This is a genomic window from Emticicia sp. GW821-FHT11C11, from assembly GCF_058808615.1.
In genome coordinates this window covers 984,803-1,002,743 of record NZ_JBXARV010000003.1, presented here as the reverse complement: position 1 = coordinate 1,002,743, position 17,941 = coordinate 984,803, and the positions used below count along the sequence as shown (strand labels likewise).

The following is a 17,941-nucleotide window of genomic DNA, read 5'->3' as shown; positions in this document are numbered from 1 at the left end:
TTGCAAAACAATGGTTGTTCCTTTGCCTTCTTCAGTGTCTACATCAATGGTTCCGTTGTGGCCTTTGATAATGGTTCATTCAGACCAAACAGACGGTATACGGTCTATTTCCTTGGGGCAGATTGCTCATACGTTGGCCCATACAAACCGGGTACTTTGTTGCCGGTGGCACGCAGATACACTATCATTTCGCCCCGGTGGTGGTAAATATGGTTGAACAGAAAACCACGGGCAACTATTCCTCTGGGCATTGGCCCGAGCACGGTGCGCTCACCCACCTTCATTGTCCATTGGTTCTGTAAACTTTCTTCGGTTGCGGCATTGAGTGCGGCTCTGGCTTTTTCAACGTTACTTTCAAAAAGAGCAAGCGTAGCCGCGATATCACCCGGACTTCCGCGTTCGAGGCGGTCAGTTGCCATATCGTATACATCTTTCGTGAATGCACCCACATACCAGTAATAGATTGTAGCAATGTGCTGTGCGAGCTCACCCATGGTCCATGAAATGGGAGAAGGTTTATAGGCCAGATCTTTCTCAGGCACTGCCTGCAGCAGTCGTCTGGTGCTGGTTACTTCGAGTTCAAATTCACCTATTAAAGTTTGTAATACCATCATTGTATAGTTTTGCTTTTTACAAAGATATAGGTATTTAAGATCGGCAAACAAACAGAGCGTACTTAAAAAGTCAAAAGGCACCAAATAATCGTTGGCACCAAACAACCCCTCTCTCTAAATCTCTCTCCCCAATAGTGGGGAGAGAGACTTTTACTCCTTCCCCACTGTTGGGGAAGGTTGGGATGGGGTCTTTCGACAGAGATTATTTGGTGCAGAAAATTTTTCAGACCCCTCTTTTTTGCGATTAAGCTATTATAAAGTTACTTTCTTCTGCCCGCCATCGGTGCCTTTCAGGAACTTGATAAGGCCGGTCATATAAATCTGCTGGTCGTCCCACATGGCCATGTGGCTGCCATTCGGGCAATACAGATAGCTGCCGTTTGGAAACTGTGTGCTCATCCATTGCATGTGGTTGGGGTCCATGGTATCATGTCTGGCACCGATAGTAAGCGTGGGCACTGTAATATTTTTTAGTTGAGCTTTGCGATCCCAGTTTGCCAGATTGCCTGCAATTCCAAACTCACTCGGCCCCTGCATGGTTACGTATAATGACTGATTCATCTTGGCAAAAGAGCGGTTTACCGGCTCGGGCCATTGATCGATAGGCATGCGGCAAATATGTTTTGCGTAGTAATTGGGCAGGAGCAGCTCCATGTATTCCGGGTTACTGAAATCATTCTTAGCTTCTATCTCGCGGATACGTGCCAGCACTTTCGGGTCGAATTGTGGAGCCAGCACGCTGTCGGCATATTTACCGTAATCGGGGCAGCTGCTCATCATGTTTGAGATGATCAGTCCTTTGATGTGCTGCTGATATTTCAAGGCATATTCTGTGGCCAGTATACCTCCCCACGAATGGCCCAGCAGGTAAAAATTGGTACTATCCAGTTTTAAAGCCTGACGCACCTGTTCCACTTCTTCCACAAAACGGGGCAATTGCCAGAAAGTGGTGTCGTTTGGATTATCAGAATTACCACAACCCAGTTGGTCATAGTAAATCAGTTCGATGCCCTCGGCTGGTAGAAAACTCTCCATGCCCTCGAAATACTCGTGTGTACCACCTGGGCCGCCATTGAGCAGCAATAGCTTGATGCGGGGATTACTGCCTATTTTTTTTGTCCAGACCTTGAATTGCCCTTTGGGTGTGTTGATAGTGATTATTTTGATACCACCGGATTTAATACCTGCGGTTGTATCTTTAAAGTATTCGCTTAAGGTTGGCCCTTGTTGTGAAGATTGACTCTGGCAGCCTGTTAACCACACTGCACTGCATAAAACTATTAATAAGAAGCTGATTTTTTTTATCATGACGGTAGAGTTTAGTTATTACAAAGTTATAAAAAATTGATAATCAGCGAAATAATTCAGCCAAAGCAGTAAAAATTTAACATCCTGAAAATGAGACAGTCATTTCAGGTACATAAAAAAAGAGGCTGTCTCAAAAAGAAAAGTTGCAAAATATTATTTGGTACCAGAGCAACCCCACTCTCTAAATCTCTCTCCCCAACAGTGGGGAGAGAGACTTCAAGTCCTTCCCCACTGTTGGGGAAGGGTTGGGATGGGGTTTTTGCCAAAGATTATTTGGTTCAAAATCTTTTTGAGACAGCCTCTTGTAAACCCTTAATTAAACGATCGTTTAAACTCCAACGGCGACAGGTTCGTTTTCGTTTTAAATAATTTACTGAACGACTGCGGATGCTCAAAGCCTAACTCGTAGGCAATTTCACTGACTGATAAGGCCGTAGTAGATAGTTTCTCCTTGGCTTTTTCTATCAGTTTCTGGTGGATATGCTGCTGGGCGTTTTGTCCGGTAAGAGAACGCAGCACATCGCTTAAATAACTGGGTGATAAATTCAGTTTTTCTGACAGATAGTGAACCGTCGGAATTCCTTGGCTCACAGCTGTTTCGTCTGCAAAATAGTTGTCTAATACATCCTCCAGCTTTTGAAGCAGGTCGCTGTTCACGGCTTTGCGCGTGATAAACTGACGCTTGTGAAAACGATTAGCATAGTTGAGCAACAATTCAATCTGTGAAATGACCACATCGTGGCTAAAGTCGTCGATCCGGCTGTTCAGTTCATTTTCAATCATTTTAAAAACCCCGATTATAGTTGTTTTTTCATCTTCAGACAAATGCAGGGTTTCGTTGGTTGAATAAGAAAAAAAACCGTATTGCCTGATGTTTCTGGCCAGCGGATAGCCCAAAAAGAAATCGGGGTGAATCAGCAAAGTATACTCAGAGCACTTGCTCATATCGATATCATTACTGCCAATTACCTGACCCGGAGAGGCAAATAATAGGCCGCCTTCATCAAAATCATAATAACTCTGGCCATATTTCAGCTTACCGTTGAGCTTGGGTTTATACGCCATTTTATAAAAGCCCAGCACATGGTTTGCGGGAAATTTATCTGGGTCAAGCTTGGTGACGGAGCCATTAATAAGACTGATTAGCGGATGCTTCGGTGCGGGTAAACCAAAAACACGGTGTGCCTCCGGTAAAGAGGCCATTATCAGCGGTGCATTATCTTCTTTTTTCATTGCTGAGTATTTTATTCGGAACGAGCCGTCTCAAAAGTCAAGAGCTCTCAAAGATTATTTGGCACAAAGCAACCGCAGCGGCGGCCGCCCCTCTCTCTAAATCTCTCTCCGTGCGACGGTCGCCCCAACAGTGGGGAGCGGACGCCGCGCGGAGAGACTTTAACCCCTTCCCCATTGTTGGGGAAGGTTGGGATGGGGTTTCAACAAATATTATTTGGTTGAAATATTTTTTAGAAACTCTCTTGTTGCTTAAACAACTAATTGCTGCCGTCGGGTTCCTTTAGTTGTTACCTCCCTGTGCGGCATTGGAAACATCGGCCCATTCCTCCCAGATTGCCAGGCGCTCATTATAAGCTTGGCGTACACCCGACAAATTGTGGCTACCTAGAAAGAAACGCAAGGGTGGATTTTCAGCATCAACCACTTTGAAAAGCGCATCCGGAGTGGCATTGGGGTCTCCTCTTTCCATCGTTCTCAGACTTTCGAAAAACTGATTTTTAAAATCGGTATAAATATCTAATCCCTGAGCAAATTTCAATGACTGCGGACTGCCGAACTCGGTAGCATAAGCACCCGGCTCAATAATGGTTACTTTAATGCCGAAGGCTTCCACCTCAGCGGCAAGGCTCTCATGAATGGCCTCAAACGCCCATTTAGATGAACTATAGTAACCAATAACGGGCAATACCACATGGCCGAGGTTACTCGATGTACCCAGTATATGCCCCCCACCCTGTTGACGCAACAAAGGCAAGGCCGCCTGAATAACAGACACCGGCCCCATGATATTGGTTTCATACATTGCACGAATTTCATCTGCTGTGGCTTCTTCAATAGTGCCAACGAGCGAATACCCTGCATTATTGAGAACGATATCGAGCCTACCGAAGTGCTTATACGCCTCATTAACAACTTTTTTTACCTGTTCGGCGTTGGTTACATCCAGTTCCAGTGTCAGCACATTGGCACCGTAGGTTTCATTAAACACGGCAATGCTTTCCAGCTTGCGTGCTGTAACAGCTACCTTGTCGCCTCTTTCAAGAGCTGCTTCTGCCCAGACTCGTCCGAAACCACGTGAAGCGCCTGTAATAAACCATACTTTACCTGTTGTGTCAGCGCTTGCGCCAACACCTGCGTTTTCATTTTGAAGTGTCATAATTTTATATTTGAATAATTAACACCACAAAGGTGAGCAATGGCAGATTCAGATTTGTAGCCTAAATGAGGCATTACGTAATCAAAACGAGGATGCGGAAATACAACTCGTCTCAAATTGCCTTTATATTGGCGTAAATGCCCTTGCAGTAAATAGTCTGGAAGTTTTAACTTTGACGAAAACAATAGCCAACCAACATGAGCCATATCAACCAAACCATTGCCGGACTGGAATTGGCACAAATCGGCTGGGTAGTGCCGGACATCCACGCTGCCGTACAATTTCTTTCAAATGCATTGGGTATCGCTGGCTTTCCAGTACCAGAACGCGTCCGTGCTCAGGACTTAGGCATGACTTATTATGGCGAGCTTGTAGATGCAGAATGGCTAACCACCCAGACTTATAATGGTGGCACTTTCATTGAACTCCTTCAGCCGATTTCAGGGCGAAGCATGTTTCATGATTATCTGGCCGGATATCCGGCGGGTGGCACCCAACACATGGCCTTTCGTTTACCAATACGTGATTTTGAGAGAATCACCAATGAATTGCGCGAACAAGGCTATGCTGTGATGAGTGAGGTAGACCATCCGATTGCCCGAATGGCTTTCTTTGATACTTACCAGACACTGGGCGTTGCCACGGAGATTATGGGCATTACGCCGGAGGGCTGGAATGCTATTGAAGGGATGAAGCGGGGATAACTCCAATTCATTACAGAAGTGTAAATTGGAATGCAACCGAGCCTCATTTCACCTCAATCACAAAAGCCTTTAACTCAGCCATTTTGCCATCACGAAACCGCCAGACATCACAGTAATGGTAGTTTACCATCCGGCCGGTATCGTCTTTCATACTGATTTTGCCGGTAGCCGTGAGGTAATCACCTTCGGCAATCAGGGTTTCGACCATGAAATGGGGTGGCTCAACGTATGCCTTTGCCATGTATTGACGTACTGCCTCTTTTCCCTGTAGGGTTTGGTCGCCTACAAAAGTCCATTGGGTGTCGTCAGTGCAGTAAGCCAGGAAACCTTCATGGTCTCGCTCGGTAATGGCTTTGTTTGCTTTGAGCAATATTTCTTTGTTATTCATTGTGCCGTAATTAATAGCTTGTTACTTTACTAAACAAAGTTTTAATCCGAATGTTGTGGTTTGAAAGACTTTGAAAGATAATTCACCATAAAACCTTTGACTTATGAAAACAAAAAAAATCTGGGCCAATTATAGCGTAAGCGACTTGGCTCGAACCACAGAGTTCTACACGCAACTCGGTTTTAAACACAACGGGGCGTCAGACCAACTGACCAGTTTCTTTTTTGGTGAGGAAAAATTCATTATCCATTTCTTTTTGAAGGATATACTCGAACCCGCCATGATGGGGCCAATCATTGATACAAAAACCGGGAATGAAATTATATTTACCCTTTCTGCTGATACCAAAGAAGAGGTTGATAGCTGGGAAAAAGAGATACAAGAAGCCGGGGGAACGATAGTTTCAAAGCCGGTAGAGTTCGGAGAAGGCTACTATGGTTTTGTATTTGCCGACCCTGACGGGCACAAGTTTAATGTATTTTATATGTAACATGCCCTAATTGACAATAAAGAGACCGCCTCAAAAGCAAAGAGCTGCCAAAGATTATTTGGCACCAAACAACCCCTCTCTCTAAATCTCTCTCCCCAACGATGGGGAGAGAGACTTTTAACTCCTTCCTCATTGTTGGGGAAGGTTGGGATGGGGTTTTCGCAAGATTTTATTTGGCTCAAAATACTTTCTAGACACCTTGTTTATTTTTCATAAAACAATATTCCTATCTCAAAGTAACTCATGATTTAATCAGATAATACCCTATTAAATCAGGTTCTTCCTCAATCGGTTCTCCGGAGGCTGTAAATGACAATTTCTCCAGCAGTTTTATGGAACGCTGATTAGCTCTTTCAAGAACTGCTTCAATTCTTTGAACCTGAAGTGTTTGGAAAGCATAAGCTATTACTTTTTCTGCGGCCTCCTGCATGAGTCCCTGCCCCTGAAAGTTTGTCAGAAGTTCATAACCGGTTTCGCAAGTGCCATCATCTGAAAAATTATACAGGCAAATAGTGCCAATCAAATGGTCTGAATCTGTCAGCGTGATTGCCCAATATATCGATACATTTTTAGCAGTATTCTCATTAACAGTGTTAATAAAATTGACGGCATCGTCGATGCTTTCACTTGCCTTTCTACCCAGATATTTGTTTATTTCCTCATCAGACCGTAAGGTGAAAACTTCGGGTGCATCATTAATACTTGGTTGTCGGAGCGTTAATCTTTTGGTTGTAAGGGTTGGGAAGGGAGTAAAAGTTCTGTCTGACATTTGGTTTGATTAGTGGTCTGCCGGTGATTTTATTGATTAAAGATGTAAAAATTTCTTCTACCTGACAATTAATCGCGTACATATTGATAATCAACCTAATCTGCGCCGATTAGACACCTCTTTTTCAGGAATCAAAAAAAGCCCTCCCGGTTTCAGGAGAGCTGTTAACGCTGTTGCATCTTCTATTTACCAGGGACAACTGGCAGGTTCCGGAAAATACTCTTCGCTGATGTATTTTGCTGTAGGTCCCTCTGCTCCAACCAGTGCATATTTGGCAATACGCTGACCAGCCTCTTCGGGGGTACTGGTACCCTGATTACCGGTAAAGTCTGTTTGGGTCCATCCGGGGCAAACCGCATTTACTTTAAATGCTGTGTCCCGTAGTTCGTAAGCCAACTGCATTGTGTACATATTCAAGGCTGTTTTGGACGACTGGTAAACGGCATATCTTTTGGGGTAGCTCGCATTATCAATATCTGCTGCCATCGTAAGAGATGCCATAGCAGTGCTTACGTTGACAATGCGTGGCTCCGGCGATTGCTTCATCAGATCAATAAATGCGCCGGTAACTCTTACTACTCCAAAAACATTGGTATCAAACACCTCCTGATAATGCTCTGCTGCCGAACCAAGTGCCGATTGCCCGAATTCTCCGCCAATGCCCGCATTGTTTACCAGTACATCTAACACTCCGGTTCGATCACCGATTGTCTTTCTTGCTTCGTCTACCGATAGCTGGCTGGTAACATCCAGTTGTATGGCTGAAACATTATCGAGCCCTTCGGCTTTGAGTTTTTCCACCGCTGCCAGGCCGTTTGCCAGCTGACGACTGCCCATATAAACGAAAAAACCATTCTGGGCCAGTATTCTGGCTACTTCAAAGCCAATACCCTTGTTGGCTCCTGTTACTAATGTTGACTTCATTTTGTCTTTCATTTTGTTGATGCACAAAGGTAGTCAGCATAAAAAGGGGTGGTTGGGACAAATCTTTTTAATTGTGGGACAAATCGCGCAGGTCGGCCAGATATCGGCTGACACTCTTGCCCGTACTTTTTTTGAAAAGGCGGGAGAAATAACCAGGGTCATTAAAACCCAGTTCATAGGCCAGTTCCTTGACCGAAATAGCGGAGTATTGCAGTTTTCGCTGTGCTTCAAGCACGAGCCGGTTGGTTATCCATTCTTTCGGAGAAACCCCACCATATTCTTTCACAATGGCATAAAGGGTGCCGGAGGTCAGGGCCAGTTTATCGGCAATGCTTTGCACATCATGCTGTTCGGTCAGCTGGGTTTCTACCGCCAGTTTAAAGGCTATGTATTTTGCCAGTCTGGAACCCGCCGTTACCTCCGGGCTTTGGTATTGCTCAAAATAAGCGGTATTAAACTCGGTTAGCAAGGTATGCAGGTGAGCCAGAATGACATCGGGTTTTCTTTGCCTGCCGGGTGCATGCAAAAGCTGAAACAGCCCCGACAGCAGGTTCTTTACCCTTTGCTGTGCAGGGGCATCAAAGACAATGGAATTGACATTGAACGGATTAACCAGAAACTGGTAGGTACTGGGCAGCAGTGTCAGCGTTTGTTCATCGAAAGACAACGCGTATTGCTGCATGTTGATATCATAGGGTATTTTGGTAAATATCTGGTTGGGTAATCCGAAAGCCAGCTCGCCATCGTTAATGGTAAATTCTTTCAAATCAGTCCTGAAAGTGGCCGATCCTTTTTCCAGATACTGAAAATAATAGAAAGAAAGCCGGTGAGGGCTCTGCAATATACGTATGACATCCTGAGGCAAAGGAATCGCACAATTTTCATTCAGGGCAATCAATAATTTGTCGTGATGCCTGATTTTATTCAGTAATCCTGTTGTTTCTTCCATTTATTTTGCAAAACAGTAGAACAACTGCCTATGGATATGAGTTTCATTCTGATAGTCTCAATCCCGCGGATTTGTAATATTTTTTGAAAGGAAAAACCCGGCAGGATTCGAACGGCAGCGGTCAGACGTTCTGCGGCCGACCGTCTGCGACCCACAGATTAGAAATCTGTTGCTCTTAAGGCACAAAAAAAGTCTCAACTCTCGTTGAGACTTTAAGTGAACCCGGCAGGATTCGAACCTGCGACCCACAGATTAGAAATCTGTTGCTCTATCCAACTGAGCTACGGATCCGAATTGTGGGTGCAAATATAGCAGTTTGAATTTATGATTCAAAACTCCAATAAAAAAAATGTGTTAGTTACCCAATCTCTAAACACCCACTGACTCTTAATCAGTTGCTTGCGTGTAAAAAAAATCGGCTCCAATCAAGATTCTCTGTAAAAATACCTTTGAAACTTTGATAATTACACAGAACTTTGAAACTTGTATTCCTGAACAAAAAAAAACCTGAATGCTGTTCAATTCTCTACAATTCATTTTCTTTTTTATTGTTGTTACGCTGGCTTATTTCAGTTTGCCGCATCGGGGTCGAATCTGGTTATTGCTTTTAGCTAGTTGCTATTTCTATGCGGTTTTCAAGCCTATCTATATTCTTATTCTTTTTGTTACTATTGTTGTTGACTACTTTGCGGGTATCCTCATTGCTGACGCCACCGGCAAAAAACGCAAGTGGCTGCTGGTGCTCAGCCTCATAACCAATATCGGGTTTCTAGCGTATTTCAAATACTATAACTTTCTGAATACCAATCTGGCCGCTATACTATCTAAACTAGATACCCCTACCCCATTTCCGTTTCTTGATTTTGCTTTGCCCATCGGGCTATCGTTCCATACTTTCCAGGCCATGAGCTACACTATTGAGGTGTACCGGGGCAACCAAAAAGCCGAAAAAGATTTTGTTATCTATTCGCTCTATGTGATGTTCTATCCCCAACTGGTGGCAGGGCCTATTGAGCGTCCGCAGAACCTGCTCTGGCAGTTTCATAGTTTTTTCAAGTTTGACTTCGCCAATCTGAAAGAGGGCCTGATGCGCATAGCCTGGGGGATGTTCAAGAAAGTGGTAATAGCCGACCGCCTGGCCTTGCTGGTAGATTACTGTTACGATAACCCGCTGGACCACAACGGGCTCACCCTGCTTGTGGGTACAATTTTCTTTACTTTCCAGATTTACTGCGATTTCTCCGGCTATTCTGATATTGCTCTGGGCACAGCCCGGGTAATGGGTTTCAAGCTGATGGAAAACTTCGATACCCCCTATTTTTCAACCTCCATTTCAGAATTCTGGCGTCGCTGGCACATCTCCTTATCGGGTTGGTTCCGCGATTACCTGTATATTCCGATGGGCGGCAACCGAGTCAGCGAAAAACGTATGTACTTTAACCGTTTCTTTGTCTTTATGATGAGCGGCCTCTGGCATGGTGCTGCCTGGACATTCGTTATCTGGGGTGCCTTGCATGGTTTATACCTCATAATGGCGCAGATACGCGATAAGTATTTCAAACTTAGAACCAATCTGCTACCGGCGTTTCTGAACAAACCTTTCAACCTTTTGTTTACGTTTATACTGGTGATGCTCGCCTGGGTGTTTTTCAGAGCAAAGGGTTTGGGCAACGCAAAGATTATCTTGCAGAAGCTATTGGCATTCGGCAGCTATGGTGATACCATCCATTCGCCATTGAATAATGTAGAAATGATTTTCTGCTGGTTGCTCATTGCCGGGCTATTATTGAAAGAACGATTTATGAAAGTGATAGATGTTACGAATACCGCCCGGTTCTATGCCCTATTTGCAGGGTTATTGGTGGTATGCTATTTCTTTGGCGTATTTGATTCGAATCAGTTTATTTATTTTCAGTTTTAGGGAAGGATTGAGTGGTTGAGTGAATTAGTGATTGAGTGAATAATTGTATTGCACATCGTGGCAAAAATAAAGAAAAATGAATCTGAAAATACTGAGATATACAGCACTTACAGTTTTTGCTTTGCTATGGTTGCCGGGGTTTTCGCCGCACCTATCCAAATGGCTTTTTGAGCATGGCATAACAAAAGACGATTACCGTTTCGGCGACTTGTATCGTTTCTCAAATCTGCCGCAGTTCAGGGTATTGAACCAGCCATGTGGCAATAAAGTAACTAAAAAAACAAAGCCGAATACTGCCCTGTATCTGATTGGTGATAGTTTCACTGAGGAGGCTCGTATAGACCCGTCTGACTTTGTGAGTGGCTCTTATCAGCGGGAATTCATTGAAGATACGCTCTTTGTTAAATTAGACAAAACAAAGAAAAACGTATTGATTATAGAAACGGTAGAGCGGCATTTCAGAGAACGATTTACATCTGTTTACAAGAATGTTGTAATCGGCGACCCAAGCGCACTACAGGCTGCAAAGAAAATGATGAAAAACGCCAGAGCAGATTTCTGGTATAGTACAGAGCGCCATGAATCAATTCTGTTTTCTTCTGATTTATTCCTGAACATTAAAGAGTGGAAAGCTGTTTTAAACGAAAGCCTGTTTGACAGAACTGATAAGAACGTGGTTTTATCGAAAGACAAAAAGAATATTTTTTATGAAGTAGATGCCCGGCCGAAGGGGATCAATTCGTCGTTCGATAAAATTTCAGACAATGAAATTGCAATTTTGATAGAAAATGTAAATCGTACATACGATTTTTACAAAAAAAACGGTTTTGATGAAATATACCTTTCAATAGCTCCCAACAAGAGTTCGATACTGGGAACAGATTTGGGTCAGTATAACCACCTGATTGAAAGAATTCAGAAGAATCCGGGTTTACGAATGCCTTTTTTTGATATTTATACGCCTTTTAGTCAATCAAAAAAGATGCTGTATGATGTGGGTGATACGCACTGGAATTGCGAAGGAAAGCAGATATGGATTGATGCTGTCAATCAGAAACTGTAACATTTTTTTTTAATACAAATTGATTCACTAAATTTGTATTTTATTGAGTTGTGTATTTTATAAACTTTATACCATAAATTGTTTCATATGAAAAGAGCACTGGTTTGTGGAGCGGGTGGTTTCATCGGAGGTCACTTAGTTAATCGATTAAAAAGTGAAGGTTATTGGGTAAGAGGAGTTGATTTAAAATATAATGAGTACGGTAATGGCAACGCTGATGATTTTATTGTTGGTGATTTAACAGACCCGGTTATTTGCAAACAGGTATTGGAAGGCGGTTTCGACGAGGTATACCAATTGGCTGCTGATATGGGTGGTGCGGGCTATATCTTTACAGGCGAAAACGATGCTGCCGTAATGCATAACTCGGCGCTATGTAATCTGCACATGCTACACGCTGCACAACAGGCAGATGTGAAAAAAATCTTCTATTCGTCGTCGGCCTGTATGTATCCTGAATACAATCAGCTAGACCCTGACAACCCTAAATGCTCGGAAGAATCGGCCTACCCGGCTGCTCCTGACAGCGAATATGGTTGGGAAAAACTATTCAGCGAACGCTTATATCTTACTTACCAACGCAATTTAGGTATTAATGTAAAAGTAGCTCGCTTCCATAACATCTTTGGCCCGCAAGGCACCTGGAAAGGCGGTAAAGAAAAAGCGCCTGCGGCTATCTGCCGTAAAGTGATTGAGGCTGAAGACGGCGGCACTATTGAAATATGGGGCGATGGTAAACAAACCCGTTCATTCTTATACGTGGATGAATGTGTGGATGGTGTTCGTCGCCTGATGGAGTCTGATTTTTCGGGGCCGGTAAACATTGGTTCGGAAGAAATGATTTCTATCAACGATTTCGCCAAAATGATTATCGAAATATCAGGCAAAAATATTGCTATTAATAATATTCCGGGCCCGCAAGGTGTACGTGGTCGTAATTCAGACAACGCCCTGATTCAGGAAAAACTAGGTTGGGCGCCGTCTCAATCGTTGAAAGAGGGTATCACCAAAACCTACAAGTGGATTTCTGAACAAGCTACGAAAGAGGTGGAGGAATTGGTATAAGATTAATACTATTTATATAACATAGAAGATGGCTGGCCTGTAGGTTGGCCATTTTTTTGTCAGACATGTTAATGACAGTAGGTTTAGCATTCAGGTAGGTATTAACACACTTTGTTACGTATATACAAGAAAAACCGGAAGTTCGCGCCACAATCATTATAATTCCAGCAGCGTTCTGATAAATGCCTCGCCGGTGTGTTCTTCTATAAGCTGCCGGGATTTCTTTGGGAATTCGTTTTCAGGATGGTGCAGAAAATACTGAAAGGCCTCTTTGATTTCGTCAGGTTTATGGCCGTCTACAGTTAAGCCCAGCTGGTATTCTCGCGTTTGGTCACCTACCACGCCAAACTTAGTAGCTATGATTGGTTTATCATGACGCGATGCCAGACCAATCACCCCGCTCGATGAATAAAAGTTGACATATGCCAGAGAAATGACATCGCTTTGCCCCACAAATGATTCCATTTCATCATCGTCCACAAAGCGGCATTCTAAAACTATCTGTAATTCGGGACGTAGCTTCCGGGCTTCTGCCACTGCATCTTCCAAGGTTGTTTTGTATTTCGGCCTTACTTTGCCCACAACCAGTAAACAACTCTGAGCGGCATCTTCAGCCGGCAATTGCTGCAAACCGCGCAGTAGATTCACCACATTTTTTTTCTCGTCTATCATGCCGAATGCCAGCAATATTTTGCGATGGGCATCAATTTTATATTTCTCACGAATCACAAGGCTCTCGTTCGACGGATAATCATATACAGGATCGGGCAGGTAGGTAAATATTTTACTACCCAATGTGCTGTTCATGGTTTTGATGGTCTCCCGGTCGTTAAAGATAAATACTTTCTTCAATTGCCTGTTACGGAGCATCCACCAGCATGTAAACAATTTGCGTGCCCTGGCCACTTCTGTCTTTTGTCTGGTTTTCAACGAGTTGTCGGCCGGTATTAAACGCGGATACGGATTAAACATGATACCGGTAATCTCACAAAGCGGACGACTACTGCCGATTGTCTGTTGAAACATATCGAGCATCATCAGAATCAGGCGATCGGCTTTCAGGTCTGTCACATATTTCGTGATAGTTTTCCAAAGCCCTTGCATCAGTTTTATTGTTTCCAGAAGACTCGTACCTGTTTGAGGCACATTAAACTCTTCTTCAGCAAAGAAGATAATCTGTACATTCTTTGCCTGCGTTTGCACTGACGGAAAAGCTTTTGCCTCCGGATTCAATAAAAATATATATTCGGTGTCGCTGGGGTTTTGTTCAAGGTATCGTAAGGTATTCTGTATATGTCCCAGATTATGGCCTTGATGCAATACATAAATATCACAAATGATGACTCGCATAACTTTCTGATTAGAAAAAGCGGTTAGTAATCACACGACTGCAATAGCCGTGTTGGGGTTGAAAATCGTTTCCAGTGGTTCTATAAAGTACCAAAGTTACGATTTAATTTTATCTTTTACTTTTTAAAGTTTGACTATACTTACTAAAATCTTCTTTTATTCAATGCCAGGTTCTTTATGTGAAGAACAATTCAATTTATTGGCCCAATACTTTTCTATAGGTTTCAAGAGTTTTGATGGCCGTAATATCCGGCGAAAAACTCTTCAATCTTTCATATCCGCTCTTCACCAGACCAGCGCGTAAATCTGCATCATTCAGCAGTTTTTCTATGACAGAGGCTATCTGTCCGGTATCGTCAGGGTTAAAATACAGGGCGGCGTTCTGTGCTACTTCCGGAAAACACGAGCGGTTGCTCAGCACTACGGGGCAGCCACAAGCAAAGGCTTCTAGAATAGGAATACCGAAACCCTCATACAAAGAGGGATAAACAAAGGCAATGGCTTTCTGGTACAGTCTGTACAATGTGTCGTCACCGGATATGTCCTGATGAATCACCTGATGGATGATTCCCAGCTTCTGAAACAATTGTCGTTCCACATCTGTAAACGAATTATTACCGGCACACATCAGATACAGGTCAGGCTGCTTGTTCAGCACAGGTGCAATAGCCTTGACGAACACATCGAAATTTTTGTAGTTTTCGCGGTTACCTATATATAACAAATACCTTTTGGGAGTAGCAATATCAAAACCGGCCGCAGGCTTATACGTAGCAAAATGAGTTGAGTGATACACTACATCAATTTTGTCGGGCGCTATATTGAATATGTCGATGAGGTCGTTCTTCGTGTTTTCTGAAACGGCTATGATTCTTGCAGCACCATTGAGCACTTTTTGTTTATAGGTTTTATCGAAGCCATCGAGCGCAGCATATTTTGTACCGAATTTTTCGGGGATAGCATCATGGTGGGTAATTACATAAGGCTTATTACCCAGAAAAGGTATAAAATAATTATTGAAGTAGGTCGGATGAAAAATATCGTAGTTCTGCCGCGAAACCTGTACAGCGCTGTTGACACGGTTGATATGTGAAAACAATAGATTGGTAAGCCGATGGCCTAAGAAAAAACTGAAAGGAAACGCCTCTTTCACATCGCCTTTTTTCAGGTACTGATTGTTTGAAAACAACAGAGCCAGATTCACTTCAATATGCTGATGATACTTAAGATTGTGCATCAGGTCATAGAAATATCTGGCAACACCACCGTATCTGGCCCCTGTAAACGACTGATGATCAAAAAGCACTTTCATAAAGGTAGTGGCAGGAACTAAAGAAATTCACAGATAAAATCTCTCAGTATCCTTATATTTTATAAAATTTCAGAACAGACCGGCTGTTATCTAATGATTAAGCTTAGGGTAAAAGGTATTCCCGGTGTGATGATTTAAGAAAAAGAAACAATGAATTTAAAGTCGCTTTGTTATCTGTCAAGATTCTCTAAATATAAATTAATACACAAGCAAACTTCTGAATATCCCGCAAAAATAGTAAAATCGGGAGACATTCTTTTATAAGGACTGATTATATTCCTGTTTAATCCTTATAAATCTTCTTCGAAGGAATACGCATCAGCAGCAAAAAGCCGATGATAAAGAAAACCAGAATCATCAGTACCGAGTTGCGCATGTTGCCGGTTATCTGCTCTACAATGCCAAACAGAAGCGTGCCCAGAGTGATGGCAATTTTTTCGACAATATCATAAAACCCGAAATAAGAGGCGGTGTCTTTGGTGTTATCTGGTATCAGCTTGGCATAAGTAGAACGCGAAAGCGACTGAATACCCCCCATTATCAGACCCACCACGGTGGCAATGATATAAAACTCATTGGCAGTAGTAGTATAATAGGCTGCCAGAGGCATTAACGACCAGACAAAAATCTCTATCAGCAAGGCTTTGGTATTACCAAACTTACCCGACAGCCACGAGGCCAGAAATGAACCCGGAATGGCTATGAGTTGTATCAACAACAGGGTAATGATTAACCCCGTTTTTTCGATGTGTAATTCTTTATCGGCAAAGATGGTAGCGACGTATATGACCGTCATCACGCCCATGTCATAAAACAGGAACGACACCAGGAAGCGCTTCAATAAGTTATTTTGTTTTACTTCTTTCAACACTTTGCGTAATTCCTGAAAACTACCGCTGAGCCATTTGCCATTCAGCTTTTTTACCTGATCTTTCGGCAGATAATAAAAAGGTATCTGCGCAAATAATGCCCACCATATACCGACTGTCAGAAAAGATACTCTGGCTGTGAAACCGGAATCGCTGTCGGCTTGTGTAAGACCCACCAGCTCAGGTTTCATGATCATAACCAGGTTAAAAATCAGCAGCAACACGCTACCGATATAGCCCATCATAAAACCATGGGCGCTCAGGTTATCGAAACGGTCTTCGGTGGCTATTTCAGGTAAGAAAGAGTTATAAAAGACGATGCTCCCACCCCAACCCATAATAGATAGCCCGAATGCCACTACGGCCCAGGATACGTTGTCGCGGGTGAAGAAATAGAAATAGGCGCAACTGGCAGCCCCCAGATAACAGAAGAGTTTCATGAAAAACTTCCGCCGGCCGCTAGAGTCGGCCAGAGGTGTTAGAATCGGGTTCAACAAAACCAGCAACAGGGTGGCTACCGAAATGCTATAAGAATACAAAACGGAGTTCTGAACATGAAAGCCAAAGAAGTTTACCACGTCGTTAATGACATTTCCCTGTGTATCTTTGGTAGTAGTGGTTGCCAGAAAGTACATCGGAAAAACAACGGTGATAATAACGAGGTTATGCACCGAATTGGCCCAGTCGTACATGGTCCAGGCATTCAGCACCTTCTTCTGATTCTTTTGAAACATTTCTTCGGTAAGTGTTAAGTGTTCTTTGTTGCGATACTTTTTACCGAATAAATCCGGTGATCTATCCTAACAAAGGTATAATTTATTTACAACCGACTAAAGTCGGCCTGAAAAACTTCACAAAAATAGACTAATTCAATTCTGAAACCTTACGCCATTGGTGTACACCGTGGCAAAACAGCCACGAATTAGCAAATAAATATTTAATTTTTTAAGGGTTTTAGCTAATTTTTCAAACTGCCTTCATTGCTATTCCTTCGGCTCTGAGTTTTTCGCTGAGGGCTCCGGCAAAGGCTGCTGCATGTGCACCATCGCCATGTATACAAACGGTATCGGCTTTGATGGATACCTCCCGGCCATCAACCGATATGACTTTCCCTTCTTTTATCATCCTGATTACCTGTGCAACGGCCGTATCGGTATCTTCAATAAGGGCATTGGCTTGGGTACGTGGAGTCAGGCTTCCGTCGTTCTGATACGTGCGGTCGGCGAAAACTTCTGAGGCGGTATTTAAACCTATTTTTTCTGCTTCGGTTATTAAAAAGCTATCCGAAAGACCGTATAAAACCAGTGCAGGGTTGGTATCATGCGTGGCTTTGGCTATGGCCTGTGCCAGCGCGGCATCTTTAGCTGCCATGTTATACAATGCTCCGTGTGGTTTTACGTGATGCAGGACGCCTCCCAATGCCTTTGTTACATTGTGCATGGCACCAATCTGATAGACACAAATATCGTATACCTCCTGCACACTTAGCTGCATGTTTCGTCTGCCAAAACCCTGTAAATCCGGAAAACCGGGGTGAGCTCCGAGGGCGACACCTTTTCTGAGCGCCAGCACTGCTGTTTTACGCATAATGGTGGCATCACCGGCGTGGAATCCACAGGCAATATTGGCCGACGAAATGAAATTCATCAGGGTTTCGTCGTTGCCCATGTTCCAGGCTCCGAATGACTCGCCCATGTCGCAGTTGAGGTCTATGGTTGGCATGATAATGGTCTGTATTTAAACTTTATTCTATTTACACCAAAACCGACTAAAGTCGGTTGCTATTTAAACAAAGGAAACTTTTTGTATACTGCGACCGACTCAAG

17 protein-coding genes and 1 tRNA gene are annotated in these 17,941 nt (G+C 43.3%); 5 read left to right on the top strand and 13 right to left on the bottom strand.

The features are described from left to right. Positions 1–104: 104 nt before the first annotated feature. From AC1RRY_RS19500 to AC1RRY_RS19485, 4 genes are all read right to left on the bottom strand, one after another. Positions 105–614, bottom strand: coding sequence for a DinB family protein (locus AC1RRY_RS19500; RefSeq protein ID WP_492821456.1), 510 nt, complete (start codon positions 612–614; stop codon positions 105–107). Positions 615–866: 252 nt separating this feature from the next. Then, positions 867–1,922, bottom strand: coding sequence for a proline iminopeptidase-family hydrolase (locus tag AC1RRY_RS19495; RefSeq protein WP_492821457.1), 1,056 nt, complete (start codon positions 1,920–1,922; stop codon positions 867–869). 312 nt (positions 1,923–2,234) lie between these two features. Then, positions 2,235–3,155: a helix-turn-helix domain-containing protein gene (locus AC1RRY_RS19490; protein WP_492821458.1), complete on the bottom strand. Its 921-nt coding sequence runs from the start codon at positions 3,153–3,155 to the stop codon at positions 2,235–2,237. 280 nt (positions 3,156–3,435) lie between these two features. Then, positions 3,436–4,311, bottom strand: a complete 876-nt coding sequence (locus AC1RRY_RS19485; RefSeq protein ID WP_492821460.1) for an SDR family NAD(P)-dependent oxidoreductase — start codon at positions 4,309–4,311, stop codon at positions 3,436–3,438. Between the two features lie 197 nt (positions 4,312–4,508). On the opposite strand from AC1RRY_RS19485, the gene AC1RRY_RS19480 reads away from it, so the two are divergent. Next, complete coding sequence (locus AC1RRY_RS19480; protein ID WP_492821462.1) at positions 4,509–5,015, top strand: VOC family protein; 507 nt, start codon at positions 4,509–4,511, stop codon at positions 5,013–5,015. A gap of 43 nt (positions 5,016–5,058) precedes the next feature. Here AC1RRY_RS19480 and AC1RRY_RS19475 read toward each other — a convergent pair whose 3' ends face one another. Continuing rightward, the gene (locus AC1RRY_RS19475) at positions 5,059–5,403 is read right to left on the bottom strand and encodes a nuclear transport factor 2 family protein (RefSeq protein ID WP_492821463.1); all 345 of its coding nucleotides are present in this window, start codon (positions 5,401–5,403) and stop codon (positions 5,059–5,061) included. Positions 5,404–5,506: 103 nt separating this feature from the next. On the opposite strand from AC1RRY_RS19475, the gene AC1RRY_RS19470 reads away from it, so the two are divergent. Next, complete coding sequence (locus AC1RRY_RS19470) at positions 5,507–5,893, top strand: VOC family protein (RefSeq protein WP_492821465.1); 387 nt, start codon at positions 5,507–5,509, stop codon at positions 5,891–5,893. A 241-nt stretch (positions 5,894–6,134) separates the two neighbouring features. On the opposite strand, the gene AC1RRY_RS19465 is transcribed toward AC1RRY_RS19470, so the two are convergent. The 4 genes from AC1RRY_RS19465 to AC1RRY_RS19450 all read right to left on the bottom strand — a co-directional run bounded on the left by AC1RRY_RS19465 (position 6,135) and on the right by AC1RRY_RS19450 (position 8,826). After that, positions 6,135–6,662 carry a GNAT family N-acetyltransferase gene (locus tag AC1RRY_RS19465; protein WP_492821467.1) on the bottom strand — a complete coding sequence of 176 codons (528 nt, stop codon included), beginning with the start codon at positions 6,660–6,662 and terminating at the stop codon, positions 6,135–6,137. A gap of 186 nt (positions 6,663–6,848) precedes the next feature. Then, positions 6,849–7,586, bottom strand: coding sequence for an SDR family NAD(P)-dependent oxidoreductase (locus AC1RRY_RS19460; protein WP_492821469.1), 738 nt, complete (start codon positions 7,584–7,586; stop codon positions 6,849–6,851). Between the two features lie 67 nt (positions 7,587–7,653). Further along, a complete protein-coding gene (locus tag AC1RRY_RS19455; RefSeq protein WP_492821471.1) occupies positions 7,654–8,535 on the bottom strand; it encodes a helix-turn-helix domain-containing protein in 882 nt (293 codons plus the stop codon). A 217-nt stretch (positions 8,536–8,752) separates the two neighbouring features. Next, positions 8,753–8,826: transfer RNA gene (locus AC1RRY_RS19450), tRNA-Arg, on the bottom strand. A gap of 220 nt (positions 8,827–9,046) precedes the next feature. Here AC1RRY_RS19450 and AC1RRY_RS19445 point away from each other — a divergent pair. The 3 genes from AC1RRY_RS19445 to AC1RRY_RS19435 all read left to right on the top strand — a co-directional run bounded on the left by AC1RRY_RS19445 (position 9,047) and on the right by AC1RRY_RS19435 (position 12,584). Next, on the top strand, positions 9,047–10,456 hold the full coding sequence (locus AC1RRY_RS19445; protein ID WP_492821473.1) for an MBOAT family O-acyltransferase: 1,410 nt from the start codon (positions 9,047–9,049) through the stop codon (positions 10,454–10,456). A 76-nt stretch (positions 10,457–10,532) separates the two neighbouring features. Further along, positions 10,533–11,519: a hypothetical protein gene (locus AC1RRY_RS19440; RefSeq protein WP_492821475.1), complete on the top strand. Its 987-nt coding sequence runs from the start codon at positions 10,533–10,535 to the stop codon at positions 11,517–11,519. A gap of 87 nt (positions 11,520–11,606) precedes the next feature. After that, complete coding sequence (locus tag AC1RRY_RS19435) at positions 11,607–12,584, top strand: NAD-dependent epimerase/dehydratase family protein (protein WP_492821477.1); 978 nt, start codon at positions 11,607–11,609, stop codon at positions 12,582–12,584. A gap of 156 nt (positions 12,585–12,740) precedes the next feature. Here the strand turns inward: AC1RRY_RS19435 and AC1RRY_RS19430 are convergent, their stop codons facing one another. The 4 genes from AC1RRY_RS19430 to AC1RRY_RS19415 all read right to left on the bottom strand — a co-directional run bounded on the left by AC1RRY_RS19430 (position 12,741) and on the right by AC1RRY_RS19415 (position 17,837). Beyond that, positions 12,741–13,934: a glycosyltransferase gene (locus AC1RRY_RS19430; RefSeq protein ID WP_492821479.1), complete on the bottom strand. Its 1,194-nt coding sequence runs from the start codon at positions 13,932–13,934 to the stop codon at positions 12,741–12,743. Between the two features lie 196 nt (positions 13,935–14,130). Next, the gene (locus tag AC1RRY_RS19425) at positions 14,131–15,246 is read right to left on the bottom strand and encodes a glycosyltransferase family 4 protein (RefSeq protein ID WP_492821481.1); all 1,116 of its coding nucleotides are present in this window, start codon (positions 15,244–15,246) and stop codon (positions 14,131–14,133) included. Between the two features lie 283 nt (positions 15,247–15,529). Beyond that, on the bottom strand, positions 15,530–16,849 hold the full coding sequence (locus AC1RRY_RS19420) for an MFS transporter (protein ID WP_492821483.1): 1,320 nt from the start codon (positions 16,847–16,849) through the stop codon (positions 15,530–15,532). Between the two features lie 232 nt (positions 16,850–17,081). Next, positions 17,082–17,837: a LamB/YcsF family protein gene (locus AC1RRY_RS19415; protein ID WP_492821485.1), complete on the bottom strand. Its 756-nt coding sequence runs from the start codon at positions 17,835–17,837 to the stop codon at positions 17,082–17,084. Positions 17,838–17,941 lie beyond the last annotated feature (104 nt).